The organism is Acinetobacter sp. YH12135 (genome assembly GCF_013418565.1).
Lineage (GTDB): Bacteria > Pseudomonadota > Gammaproteobacteria > Pseudomonadales > Moraxellaceae > Acinetobacter > Acinetobacter towneri.
In genome coordinates, this window is record NZ_VPBU01000005.1 from 121,226 (window position 1) to 133,754 (window position 12,529).

A 12,529-nucleotide genomic window follows, 5' to 3' on the forward strand; every position below is an offset into this window, starting at 1 on the left:
AATTTTTCTTTGTATGTCTTTGCATTAGCTTTATTTCATGGTAAAAATAAAGATATACAGCTCACAAAAATAGAGCAATTACTCTAAATTCATTTTTAAATTCAACCACTTATTCCATAGCTTTTTTTGTGCAATCGGCTATCATAAAGCCAAGTAAAACAGTTCAAATTCAGTCTGAAATTTGAATCGTCAATCTCAATAAAAATGACAACTCAGGAATCTAAATCAGGAATATTAGCGTGAAGCCAAAATTAGAGAAACTTTTTCAACAGCGTGTAAATGGTAAAGTTGCCCTTATTACAGGTGCATCGAGTGGTATTGGTTTAACCGTGGCACATAAGCTAGCCGATGCAGGTGCGCATGTGCTTTTGGTGGCACGTACTCAGGAAACGCTCGAACAAGTCAAAGCTGAAATTGAAGCACGTGGTGGCAAGGCTTCAGTTTTCCCTTGTGATCTAAACGATATGGACTCTATTGATGCTGTATCGCAACAAATTCTTGCCTCTGTCGATCATATTGATATTTTAATTAACAACGCAGGCCGCTCAATCCGTCGTGCAGTACATGAGTCGGTTGATCGTTTCCACGACTTTGAACGTACCATGCAGCTCAACTATTTTGGTGCTGTGCGTTTGGTACTTAATATTTTGCCGCAGATGATGCACCGTAAAGATGGTCACATCATCAACATCAGCTCGATTGGTGTATTAGCCAACGCAACGCGTTTCTCGGCTTATGTGGCATCTAAAGCCGCATTGGATGCGTTTAGTCGCTGTCTATCTGCAGAAGCGCATACACACAAAATTGCGATTACTTCGGTGTATATGCCATTGGTTCGTACCCCAATGATCGCACCAACCAAAATTTATAAGTACGTGCCCACCCTTTCACCTGAGCAAGCGGCAGATTTAATTGCTTATGCGATTGTGAAACGTCCGAAGAAAATTGCGACACATTTGGGTCGTTTGGCTTCAATCACTTATGCGATTGCACCAGACATTAACAACAAACTCATGTCGATTGGTTATAACTTATTCCCAAGCTCTACCGCTTCTGTGGGCGAGCAGCAAAAACTGAACTGGGTACAAAAAGCGTATGCGCGCTTGTTCCCAGGTGAACACTGGTAATTTATACACAATTCAAGTTTTGCTTTAGGCGACCTACGGGTCGCCTATTTGTTTTTACAACTTAGGTTGAACAGCGCACAACAATACAACATCACTTCAACAATTTTTAAATTGTGCAGCCGCAACTTTTCATGTGATTTTAATATTGGTTTAAGAAATAGCATTCAAAATGACATTACAATAATGAAAGGTACAACACATGAAAACTCTGTATCTGTTTAAGCTATTTTGTTTTTCTGCTGCGGGCTTAAGTTTTTATCACTTATATACTGAGCTTACGCGCAATCATGTAGACACATTTCAAGTGATGACACTGACAGGCCTGGTGGTCTTGTTAGTCGAATTGGGCTATCGCAGCCAACTTGCCGTGTCCATGTCGCATTCATCTGGTGCGATGTCCGAAGTTTCTGCCTCTTCTAATTACAGTTATTTCATGTCTAAATTGGCAGCAGGCAGTATTGCCACAAGTTTTGTTCTGCAAGGCTTAATCCGTTAATTGCTTATTTAAGATCCACAATCTCAACCATAACAAAACATTCAATTGCACCGCATTTTTATGCTATAACACAGCTGTTTTAAGTATTTTGAATGGATTATGCGAGCACTGGCCCTCATTTTACAGTATGGCTGTTTTGCCTTTGCCTTGTTTCTGAGTTATCAGGTTGCAACGGCGCTTTATCAGCAAGAATATGAACTTTTAGAGGTTGTTGCCGATGTCGGCACGATTTTAATTTGTATTGATTTGGGCGTATTTTTATTTAGCAGCAAAGCCTCACAAGGTTTAAATCTTCAGGAATATGCTCGCCAACTTGAAGCACCACCGTCAAAACTAGTCGCAGTGACTCGTAAACTTGGACATTTGGGAATTATGCTGATTTTGGTGAGTTGGATTGTACCGTTGATTTAAAATCCATCAAAAAATCTGTATATAAAAATGTTCCTGCAAAACAAAAAGCTCCCGAATTTCGGGAGCTTTTTGTTAGAGCAATTCAAAATTACTTCGAACCTTTAATCCCTGCTTGTAACAACAATGCACCTAAACCACCAATTTTATTTTCTTGTGGTTTAGCGGCTTGTGGTTTTTTCGCTTGTGGACGCTCAGTCTGAGGACGTGACTGCTGTGGACGTTTCGCTTGTGGCTTACGCTCTGTACGCTGTTCTTGATCACGACGTGGTGCACGCGCTGCTTTTGCAGGTGCAGCCGAACCTTCAGGACGCATCGATAAATTCACACGGTTACGCTCTACATCAACCTGCAACACACGCACTTGAACAATTTGACCTGGTTTCACCACTTTATGCGGATCAGCCACAAATTCATTGGCCAACTCAGAAATATGCACCAAACCATCCTGATGTACGCCCACATCCACGAAAGCACCAAAGTTGGTCACGTTGGTTACAACACCTTCAAGCTGCATGCCTTCAGTCAACTGCGCCACTTCAGTAATATCTTCACGGAATTTAGCCGTACGGAATTCAGGACGTGGGTCACGACCTGGTTTTTCCAATTCAGACAAAACATCCTGAATAGTTGGTAAGCCGACTTGCTCATCCACAAATTCTTCAGCATTCACCGAACGGATAATTTCAGTATTACCAATAATATCTTTAACCGTGGTCGCTTTGGCAGCCACAATTTTTTCTACTAAACCATAAGATTCAGGGTGCACTGCAGAAGCATCCAAAGGCTCAGAACCTGCCTGAATACGTAAGAAACCTGCTGCTTGTTCAAAAGTACGTTCGCCTAAACGCGGTACGTTTTTCAAAGCTTGGCGATTGTCAAAACGGCCATGTTCTTTACGGTATTCAACAATTTGCTGTGCAATGGCTTTATTCAAACCTGCGATATAACCCAAAATTGCTGAAGATGCCGTGTTGACATCGACACCGACCGAGTTCACACAGTCTTCTACCACAGCTTCTAAGGTTTTTGCTAAACCTGCCTGATTCACGTCATGTTGATACTGACCCACACCGATTGATTTTGGATCAATTTTTACCAACTCTGCCAATGGGTCTTGCAAACGACGTGCAATCGACACTGCACCACGAATCGACACATCTAGTTCTGGCAACTCTTGCGATGCCAATTCAGAAGCTGAATACACAGATGCACCCGCTTCAGATACAGACACACGTGTTAATTTCAAGTCACTGTGCGCCGCCATCATTTCTGCCACAACCGCTTCAGTTTCACGGCTTGCAGTCCCGTTACCAATCGCGATTAAATCAACATTGTGCTCACGGCATAAACGTGCAAGTTCTTCAATCGCGCCTGCTTTGTCTTCTTTAGGTGCAAATGGATAAACCGTGCTATGTGCAACCACATCGCCAGATTGGTTCACCACAGCCAGTTTGACACCTGTACGGATGCCAGGGTCTACGCCCAGCGTACAACGCGCACCTGCAGGTGCAGAGAGCAATAAATGACGCAAGTTTTCTGCAAAGACATCCATCGCTTCAGCTTCGGCAGCCAAACGCTTTTCAGTCAATAATGAATGTTCGATTTGTGGACGCACTTTGCCCAACCAGAACAATTTTGCCGTTTGCTTTAAAAAGTCCTGACGTGCTTGCGGCTGAATTTGATCTAAATTGTATTCAGTTTCAATACGTGCCAAAGGTGCACTGTCTTCACCATCAACTTTTAAACCCAAGACGTTTTCTTGGCGACCACGCAACATCGCCAATAGGCGATGTGAAGGCACTTTGTTGAGGTTTTCTGAAAAATCGAAGTAATCACGGAATTTTTTGCCCACTTCTTTTTTCTCTTCAGAAGCAACCAAGCTTTTTAATACCGCTGTTTTGGCAAAAATTTCTTTTAATTCTGTGGTTAAGGCAATATTTTGTGCCCATTCATCAATCAGAATGTGTTGTACCGCATCTAGCTGACTGTCTGCATCAGGATAGTCTGCATGACTAAAGCCTGCTAAAGCTTCGCTTGGCTCAACCTGTTCTGCAAAAATTTGCGCTGCAATTGGGCCTAAACCTGCTTCTTTAGCTTTAAACGATTTACTGGTGCGTTTTGGACGGTAAGGCGCGTAAATTTCTTCTAAAGCATTTTTGGTTTCAGCAGCGTTAACCCGTGCCAATAAATCATCAGATAATTTATCTTGTTCTTTGAGTGATTCTATTACTTTTTCGCGACGCTCATATAAATCACGTAAATACGATAAACGTGTATCGAGCTGACGTAGCTGCGTGTCATCTAAACCTTGCGTCACTTCTTTACGGTAACGTGCAATAAATGGAACGCTAGCACCTTCATCAATAAGTTTGATGGCAGCTTCTACTTGATTTGGTCGTACGGCAAGTTCTTTTGCTAACTGCTGAACTAAGTCAGTCATCGTGTGTGATCCTACAAGGATAAGTACTAAAAGCCATGATTATAAAGACCAAGACTATAAAATCCACAATTGTTTTATGAATTTTATAAATGGTGGTTTTTTGGCGATTTTTGCCAATTCGGCTAAATTTTATAAATCTAAATAAAATTCAGGCTTATGTTAGACTCAAACGGACAAATATGTCAGTTTTTCGCATGGGAATGCTGTATATATTTGGTATCTATGTCTTGATTTTATCTGCAATATTTGTTGCTTTAGAGCATAGGCAATAGATACCAATGAATCGTATACTCAAAGCCAACTCAACTTTTTGTTTACGATGACAATAAAGAATAAAGGAGCACATCATGAGTTTAGTTGTACCTGCTGAAAAAACAGATACCGTACACAGCGAAACTGACCGCGTTGAACGCATTCTCGTTGTCGATGATGATGTGCGTTTACGTACCCTGTTACAGCGTTTCTTGGAAGATAAGGGCTTTGTGGTCAAAACTGCCCACGACGCGACACAAATGGATCGTTTGTTACAGCGTGAACTGTTCTCTTTAATCGTGCTTGATTTTATGCTGCCTGTTGAAGATGGTTTAAGTATTTGCCGTCGTTTACGTCAATCTAACATCGACACGCCAATTATTATGCTGACGGCTCGCGGCAGTGACTCTGACCGTATTGCAGGACTTGAAGCAGGTGCAGATGATTATTTACCAAAACCGTTTAATCCAAATGAGCTGTTAGCGCGTATTCGTGCTGTATTGCGTCGTCAAGTGCGCGAGGTACCAGGTGCACCAAGTCAGCAAATGGAAGTGGTTGGTTTTGGCCCATGGTCACTAGATTTATCGACCCGTACTTTGACACGTGAAGGTCAGGTCGTGACCCTAACTACAGGTGAATTTGCAGTACTCAAAGCGTTGGTACAACATCCTCGTGAGCCTTTAACCCGTGACAAGTTAATGAATTTGGCGCGTGGTCGTGAATGGGGTGCGATGGAGCGTTCGATTGATGTTCAGGTTTCACGTTTACGTCGTTTAATTGAAGAAAACCCTGCCCGTGCACGTTATATTCAAACGGTTTGGGGTGTCGGTTATGTATTTGTTCCAGATGGTGCGGAATAAGTTGAAAATGATGTGAGGCTTCAGCCTCACATCTTCATGCAATGATCAACATTTATGCACACCGATCATTGTGCTAGATTTAAAGAACAGACATTCCAATAACAAGTATATTCATCATAAAATTTCACTTACTAAATTCGCTTTACAACCTCTGCCACAGGACAAGATGTGAAACTCGAACCCATCGACCCACAAGAATTTACCGACTATGTGGCGTATTCTGAAAAGAAACGTACCCGCTGGGAGCGTTTTCTGGACAAAATCAAACCACGCTCTGCAGCCATGCGCACCACGGTACTGGTGGTTTTTGTGGTGTTGTTTAGCCTGTTTATGTCGTTGTGGTTCTTTTGGCGCACCTTGTATTTACCTGAAATTCAACAACACGCCCGCTATTTAGCGGTTGAACTGGAAATTTTAAACAATCCAGATTTGCGCATTTTTCACAATGAAGCCGAAGTCGATGTCGATGCGTGGCTTAAAAATCGGGTCGGCATTGAATATGTAACCGATCCACGTGAGTTTCCTAATGTACGGGAAAAAGTCATTGCAGAGTTTTTTACCCAACAAATAGAAAAGAAACTGGCAACTGAATTAAAAATGCAGGATGTCACGGTCTATTTCCAGTTCAAACCAAGCCCGCGTATTTGGATTCAAACCCCAGAAATGAATGGCAACTGGGTACGTGAACCCCTTAAAACCTATGCCAACTACAGCCCTGAATTGGTCTTTGGCTGGCTTTTGGGTATTCCACTGTTAGCTGCAGCAATTATTTTAACTCTAGTACGTCAGCTGAACCGTCCTTTGCGTCGTCTGCAAAATGCCGCCAATAGCTACAGTAAAACAGGCAAAGCACCTTATTTAGAAACCAATCACGGTCCGCAGGAAATTCGTGAGGTCAACCAAGCCTTTAATCACATGATTTATACCTTGGAACAGACTGAACGTGACCGTCGTATCATGTTGGCAGGTATTTCACACGACCTGCGCACGCCACTGACACGGATTCGTTTAAGTGCCGAAATGATGCCCGATGATGATTTTTTAAAAGAAGGCTTAATTTACGATGTAGAAGATATGGATGCGATTTTAAATCAATTCATTTCTTATATGCGTGATGGTTCCGATGAAGAATTACAAGAAACCGATTTAAATGTTTTGCTGCAGGAATTGATTATTCAATTTAAACCGTTGGATATTCGCTTTAACGCACAAGAATTACCTTTAATTCAGGCGCGCAGTTTGTCGCTGAAACGTCTGATTGGCAACCTGATTAATAACTCGAAACGCTATGGTGCAGAGCCAATTGAGTTGTCTGCAGAAGTGCTGGATGAACACATTCGGATTAGCGTGGCAGACAACGGTACAGGCATTCCAGAAGACCAAATTGCCGATTTAATGCAGCCTTTTGTACGCGGCAATGAAGCACGTACTGTACAAGGCAGTGGCTTAGGTTTGGCAATTGTAAAACGTATTGTCGATATTCATCAGGGCGAGCTCACCATTCAAAACCGTGAACACGGTGGTCTTGAAGCCATCATTACCCTGCCGTTACAACCTGAAATCGTTGAAGAAAAAAATAATGTTGGCACGCTGGAAAAAATCAAACAAAGTTTGAGTGAACACTTCTAAACGGCTGACGCTTTTGATCTCTATCTGGCTTGCTATATACCAATTTCAGACCAACAGCAAATCGGATGGACGATCAAAGTAAAAAATTCAGATGGTGCATATCAAAATTGTATAAAAATATATCAAACAAATTGTAATATTTACCTTTTGATATATAAATAAACGATTAAATTCAATTATTTATGTATTATTTTATATTTTTATACCACCATTTAGGCAAAAAATTAGACCTTAGCCTAACACCTATGCAAAATACCTTTTTTGATCGGTACAATCGGTATCAGTCTAGTATTTTACGAGAGTTCGCCATGTCTTTAGATCGCATCCGTTTAGCCTCCCTCCACGACAAAGTAATCAGCGCAGAACAAGCTGCTGAATTCTTTCAAGATGGTATGACCGTAGGTATGAGTGGCTTTACTCGTGCGGGTGAAGCAAAAGCTGTTCCACTTGCATTGGTGGCACGCGCTAAAACCAACCCTTTAAAAATTGACTTAATTACTGGCGCAAGTCTTGGTAATGATTTAGACAAGCAATTGACTGAAGCAGGTGTTTTGGCTCGTCGTATGCCGTTCCAAGTAGACAACACCTTGCGTAAAGCAATTAACCAAGGTCAAGTTATGTTCATTGACCAACACTTGTCTGAAACTGTTGAGCAAATGCGTAACAACACGCTAAAACGCCCAGACATCGCGATTGTTGAAGCAGTTGCAATTACTGAAGACAGCTTAATTATTCCAACAACTTCTGTAGGTAACTCTGCAAGCTTTGTTGAATATGCAGATAAAGTCATTATCGAAATCAACACCACTGTAAGCACAGAATTTGAAGGCCTACACGACATTTATATTCCTGAAGCACGTCCAACACGTGGTCCAGTGCCATTAACTCACGTTGAACAACGTATTGGAACCAAAGGTATTCAGTTAGACCCTGCAAAAGTTGTGGGTATTGTATTTAACGATACCTTGCTTGACTCTCCATCTAACGTGACCGATCCAGATGACGAAACTCAAGCAATTGCAGATCACTTGATCGCATTCTTTGAAAACGAAGTAGCACAAGGTCGTTTACCGAAAAACTTGGCACCTTTACAAGCAGGTATCGGTTCAATTGCAAATGCAGTATTAACAGGCTTCAAACACTCTAACTTTGAAGACTTGGTGATGTACTCAGAAGTACTCCAAGACTGTACGTTTGAATTGATTGATGCAGGCAAAATGAAGTTCGCTTCTGGCTGTTCAATGACTTTGTCTGAAAAATGTGGCGATCGCGTATTTGGTAATCTTGCACACTACAAAGACAAATTCATTTTACGTCCACAAGAAATCTCTAACTTCCCTGAGTTAGTACGTCGTTTAGGCATCATTGGCATTAACACTGCACTTGAGTTTGATATTTACGGTAACGTGAACTCAACCCACGTATGCGGTACCAAAATGATGAACGGTATTGGTGGTTCAGGTGACTTCGCGCGTAACGCACACTTGGCGATTTTCGTGACTAAATCAATTGCGAAAGGCGGTGACATTTCATCTATCGTTCCAATGGCTGCGCACGTAGACCACAACGAACACGACGTTGACATTTTGGTTACTGAGCAAGGTTTAGCAGATTTACGCGGTCTTGCACCACGTGAACGCGCTCGTGCGATTATCGACAACTGTGTACACCCAATGTACCGCAATGCATTGAATGATTACTTTGAGCGTGCATGTGCAAAAGGTGGTCACACTCCTCACCTACTTCGTGAAGCATTATCTTGGCATGCAAACTTCGAAGAACACGGTCACATGTTGACTCCTGCACAACAAGAATCTGCGCAACCAGCATAATTCGCGTGCAATAAAAAACGCCCTGATTTTTCAGGGCGTTTTTTTATGTCTTAAGTTTTTATGTCTTAGATTGTCACAAGGTCATTTGCGACAACGCACTCCATTTTACTCAAATGCCAAAGCTTTAAATTCATCTATAAAATGCTGCCCTAACTGGCGTAAACCATCCACACTGAGTGTGGTTTCAATCACACCCAAAGACACCACATCACGTTGAATTTGCAGCACAGTTTGACCTTGCGGGTTGATATAAAAACGAGAACCCAAAGTTGCAAATTTGCTTGCTAAGTCTAGGTTTTGTTCAGCTCGAACTTGATTTACCACATCTTGCGCGGTAAAACGGTATTGATCATGCAGCAAATTTAAGCTGTTGGATTGCCCATATTCTGCACTTAATGCACAATCATCCAAGACCTGTAAAGGCTGATCAAGATTGGCAAAAGCAGTCGCAGGGAGACTCAGCGCAAGACTGAATAAAATAGGGAGAGAAAATTTTAACATTGGACACCTCGCACATAGGTAAATTACACCTGTGGAGAAACATCCTTTTTTCACCAACTTATATTTTAAGTTCAAAAATCACTCAATACATTGACTTTTTATACCAAGCGACCTAAACGCAGCAAAACTGGAAACTGAATTTCCAAGCCCTGAGCAGGTTGCTGCTGCAACAATTGTTGTAATTCAAGCAAGGGCGTATCAGTATGTTGCTTTAAATAATGCTGCAGTCCCGACCAAGTGTTTAAATAATTCAGCAATTGTGCTGCCGACCAACGATATTTCAGGCAAAGTTCGGGTGTCACGATTTCTTGAAATGGGAAAGGAATCGTGCGATATAAGTCATCAATATAACGACGTTCAGCATCCCAACAACCTTTTAAGGTCTGAAAATACAAGCGTTGAATTGCGGTATTCACCTCAGGATCTACAGCTTGAATCAGACCGTAGCCCACCGCAGCAAATATTCCACTCGGTTTTAGCACCCGATGCACTTCGGCATAAAAGGCATCAAAATTGAACCAGTGAATCGCTTGTGCAACGGTAATTAAATCCACACTCGCATCTGCCAATCCGCTGTCTTGCGCCAAGCAGATACGATAACTCACATTTGCCCACTGCGGTGCCAAATCCAACTGTGCTTGACTTAAATCTGTGGCTAAAATCTGCTGAAAATGTGGTACCAATAACTGGGTAAACTGCCCCGAACCGGCACCACAATCCCAGGCAAAAGTTCGTTCAGGTACATGCTTTAAAATTTCCTGGACAATTTCTGCAGAATAAGCCGGACGGGCCTGTTTATAGCGCAAGCTGTCATCAGAAAACAGATCTTTCATTTAACGATGCTCATAATATTTATAAATTTAATCAATGACCTGATCAATTCTAAAACTGGTCTGGGCAATGAGCACCCGCTGATCATTCAATTGATAATATTTAACATCGTATGGAGCCAATTTCCAGCTCTGGGCAGGATTAAAACTGACCCGGTGGTTCCCGACTGGCTGAGCATATAACGGAGTAATGATCTCTGAAGAACATGACTAGCTCACAGGCTGAAAACAGCCCCAATTTTCAACTGCGCAGGCATTTGCCACTTTCTCGCGGCGGCAAATATAGGCTTCGCTGGCAAAGCTAAGGATTTTTTCAAAAGAAAAATGATTACTTTTTCGGTGTCGGTAGCTCAGGTACAGAAAAATTATTTATAGAAGGTTCAATCGTACCAATGCTGACATTTTTCAGGTCGAGCTGTATATGCATATCACGATCGATGGGCTGCATACTGTTGCTATTGCTACGATCAATATGCTGCATACTGTTGCTACGGTTTATACCAAAGGGTTGCAACATAATATACAAGCCTTGTGTAGGATCACTCGACTGTAAACCCTGAGCAATACTCAATACATACTGTTGTAGAAAGGGCGATAACGAATTTAGGTCGGGTTGTGCTTGTAAGGGCTGAATTTCCAGATTGGCAACCACATAGCTGTCGATCATAAAGTTTTGTGCTTCACGTGAATTACGAATAACTTGATGCTGTAAAGCACGGAGATTTTTTTCATCATTCTGATACGGCACAATCCCGGTTTCTGTACGTAACTCTGGCTCGGCCAGTACGTGCAGGGTGGGTAAGGTCACCGCGTCATCCGCGTGGACCATCATGCTCCATGGACAGCCCAATATCAGCAGCAAAGGATATATTTTTATAAATTTCATAAACTTGTCTCGCAACGTAATTTCAGGACAATGCAGTTTTACACCATGCAAGAAAAAAATTTTTCACTGCAACCGTATACGTTTTATAGCCTACCTGAAAATCAATTTTGGCTCACCTTGACTCGGATAAACGGCCTTTTTCACTTTCTTAAATCTATTATGGGTATGCAATTTTTCTTGGAATTTTAATGCGCTTTGCATGTAATTATAATTCTCTATGACCAACCTAGAGGCGAAAAAAAAACCTCAAACAGTGTTTGAGGCTTTTTGAATATGGTGGCGAGACCCAGGATCGAACTGGGGACACACGGATTTTCAATCCGTTGCTCTACCGACTGAGCTATCACGCCAATGCCGTGTATTAAGCCGCATCTCGGCTGAATAGTCAATAAAAATCATCACTTTTTTATTTGATCGCATAAATTTTATGCAAAAAAAATCCCTGATGGGATCAGGGATTGAAAACGTTTAACCGTTTTGAATATGGTGGCGAGACCCAGGATCGAACTGGGGACACACGGATTTTCAATCCGTTGCTCTACCGACTGAGCTATCACGCCAATGACGCGTATTAAACAGTTTCAGCTGTAAATCGTCAATAGTCTTTTTCGCTTTTCAGTGCAAATGTTTACTTTTACAGCAACCTCATTCTATTTCTGCTGAAATATCACCCAAAAATTTAAAAATGAGTTCTTTTCCAATTAAATTTTGACAAACTTCCGATACGCGAATGTGGGGCACGGATGCCCCACGTTACCCATCACGACAAGGATGTCGTGTATGGGTAACAAAAGACTTTTGCCTACTTTGGGTCTTGCCAAAGTAGGAAGATGCCTACGCAAAGCTATTTAAACCTTAGCTAAAAATTGTGGCTGTGCAAGCACAAAAAACAATATAGGATTTAGTTGACATCCTCCCCGACCTAAAGGACGGAGATTCCTACTGCTAGACGCTCATGTCCGAGCGCAAGAATATTCAGTGCGGAATTTACATCCCGATCATGGAGCGTACCACACTCCACACACTGCCATTCTCTTATTCCAAGTCCTGCTCTACCTTCCGGACTACTGGAGCGTGAGCCACAGCACGAACAAGTTTGGGTGGTATAGGCTTCATTGACTTCTTCATAACATACCCCTGCGTTCTCGCATTTATACTTGAGCATGGTTCTTAGTGTTGTCCAACTGGCATCTAGCACTGATTTAGCCAATCTGGTTTGTGCTAATGCTTTGGCATTCACATTGCCAACGAAGATGGCTGCATGT

Annotated in this window: 11 protein-coding genes and 2 tRNA genes; 6 read left to right on the plus strand and 7 right to left on the minus strand. The window is 42.0% G+C overall.

The window, feature by feature from the left end:
- Positions 1 to 239: 239 nt before the first annotated feature.
- From FTU70_RS04855 to FTU70_RS04865, 3 genes are all read left to right on the plus strand, one after another.
- Positions 240 to 1,127, plus strand: a complete 888-nt coding sequence (locus tag FTU70_RS04855) for an SDR family NAD(P)-dependent oxidoreductase (RefSeq protein WP_004974423.1) — start codon at positions 240 to 242, stop codon at positions 1,125 to 1,127.
- A gap of 199 nt (positions 1,128 to 1,326) precedes the next feature.
- Positions 1,327 to 1,623, plus strand: a complete 297-nt coding sequence (locus tag FTU70_RS04860) for a hypothetical protein (RefSeq protein ID WP_004974421.1) — start codon at positions 1,327 to 1,329, stop codon at positions 1,621 to 1,623.
- Positions 1,624 to 1,722: 99 nt separating this feature from the next.
- Positions 1,723 to 2,034 carry a hypothetical protein gene (locus FTU70_RS04865; protein WP_019838218.1) on the plus strand — a complete coding sequence of 104 codons (312 nt, stop codon included), beginning with the start codon at positions 1,723 to 1,725 and terminating at the stop codon, positions 2,032 to 2,034.
- A gap of 88 nt (positions 2,035 to 2,122) precedes the next feature.
- Here FTU70_RS04865 and FTU70_RS04870 read toward each other — a convergent pair whose 3' ends face one another.
- Complete coding sequence (locus FTU70_RS04870) at positions 2,123 to 4,474, minus strand: Tex family protein (RefSeq protein WP_096901295.1); 2,352 nt, start codon at positions 4,472 to 4,474, stop codon at positions 2,123 to 2,125.
- A 347-nt stretch (positions 4,475 to 4,821) separates the two neighbouring features.
- On the opposite strand from FTU70_RS04870, the gene ompR reads away from it, so the two are divergent.
- The 3 genes from ompR to FTU70_RS04885 all read left to right on the plus strand — a co-directional run bounded on the left by ompR (position 4,822) and on the right by FTU70_RS04885 (position 9,047).
- Positions 4,822 to 5,586, plus strand: coding sequence for a two-component system response regulator OmpR (gene ompR / locus FTU70_RS04875; RefSeq protein WP_004974415.1), 765 nt, complete (start codon positions 4,822 to 4,824; stop codon positions 5,584 to 5,586).
- 168 nt (positions 5,587 to 5,754) lie between these two features.
- Complete coding sequence (locus FTU70_RS04880) at positions 5,755 to 7,215, plus strand: ATP-binding protein (protein WP_004974413.1); 1,461 nt, start codon at positions 5,755 to 5,757, stop codon at positions 7,213 to 7,215.
- Positions 7,216 to 7,523: 308 nt separating this feature from the next.
- Positions 7,524 to 9,047, plus strand: a complete 1,524-nt coding sequence (locus FTU70_RS04885) for an acetyl-CoA hydrolase/transferase family protein (RefSeq protein ID WP_180060170.1) — start codon at positions 7,524 to 7,526, stop codon at positions 9,045 to 9,047.
- Positions 9,048 to 9,152: 105 nt separating this feature from the next.
- Here the strand turns inward: FTU70_RS04885 and FTU70_RS04890 are convergent, their stop codons facing one another.
- From FTU70_RS04890 to FTU70_RS04915, 6 genes are all read right to left on the minus strand, one after another.
- Positions 9,153 to 9,548: a hypothetical protein gene (locus FTU70_RS04890; protein ID WP_004974410.1), complete on the minus strand. Its 396-nt coding sequence runs from the start codon at positions 9,546 to 9,548 to the stop codon at positions 9,153 to 9,155.
- A gap of 98 nt (positions 9,549 to 9,646) precedes the next feature.
- Positions 9,647 to 10,381, minus strand: a complete 735-nt coding sequence (locus FTU70_RS04895) for a class I SAM-dependent methyltransferase (RefSeq protein WP_154320240.1) — start codon at positions 10,379 to 10,381, stop codon at positions 9,647 to 9,649.
- 325 nt (positions 10,382 to 10,706) lie between these two features.
- Complete coding sequence (locus FTU70_RS04900) at positions 10,707 to 11,207, minus strand: hypothetical protein (protein ID WP_256732317.1); 501 nt, start codon at positions 11,205 to 11,207, stop codon at positions 10,707 to 10,709.
- Positions 11,208 to 11,538: 331 nt separating this feature from the next.
- Positions 11,539 to 11,614, minus strand: a tRNA-Phe gene (locus tag FTU70_RS04905).
- Between the two features lie 134 nt (positions 11,615 to 11,748).
- Positions 11,749 to 11,824: transfer RNA gene (locus tag FTU70_RS04910), tRNA-Phe, on the minus strand.
- A gap of 362 nt (positions 11,825 to 12,186) precedes the next feature.
- The coding region (locus tag FTU70_RS04915; RefSeq protein ID WP_180060172.1) for an RNA-guided endonuclease TnpB family protein at positions 12,187 to 12,529 on the minus strand (343 nt) is incomplete at its 5' end.

Bases quoted from the DNA above. Each gene is read 5' to 3' on its own strand.
- FTU70_RS04860 (WP_004974421.1), top strand. From the start codon at position 1,327: ATGAAAACTCTGTATCTGTTTAAGCTATTTTGTTTTTCTGCTGCGGGC.
- FTU70_RS04865 (WP_019838218.1), top strand. From the start codon at position 1,723: ATGCGAGCACTGGCCCTCATTTTACAGTATGGCTGTTTTGCCTTTGCC.
- FTU70_RS04870 (WP_096901295.1), bottom strand. From the start codon at position 4,474: ATGACTGACTTAGTTCAGCAGTTAGCAAAAGAACTTGCCGTACGACCA.
- ompR (WP_004974415.1), top strand. From the start codon at position 4,822: ATGAGTTTAGTTGTACCTGCTGAAAAAACAGATACCGTACACAGCGAA.
- FTU70_RS04885 (WP_180060170.1), top strand. From the start codon at position 7,524: ATGTCTTTAGATCGCATCCGTTTAGCCTCCCTCCACGACAAAGTAATC.
- FTU70_RS04890 (WP_004974410.1), bottom strand. From the start codon at position 9,548: ATGTTAAAATTTTCTCTCCCTATTTTATTCAGTCTTGCGCTGAGTCTC.
- FTU70_RS04895 (WP_154320240.1), bottom strand. From the start codon at position 10,381: ATGAAAGATCTGTTTTCTGATGACAGCTTGCGCTATAAACAGGCCCGT.
- FTU70_RS04900 (WP_256732317.1), bottom strand. From the start codon at position 11,207: ATGGTCCACGCGGATGACGCGGTGACCTTACCCACCCTGCACGTACTG.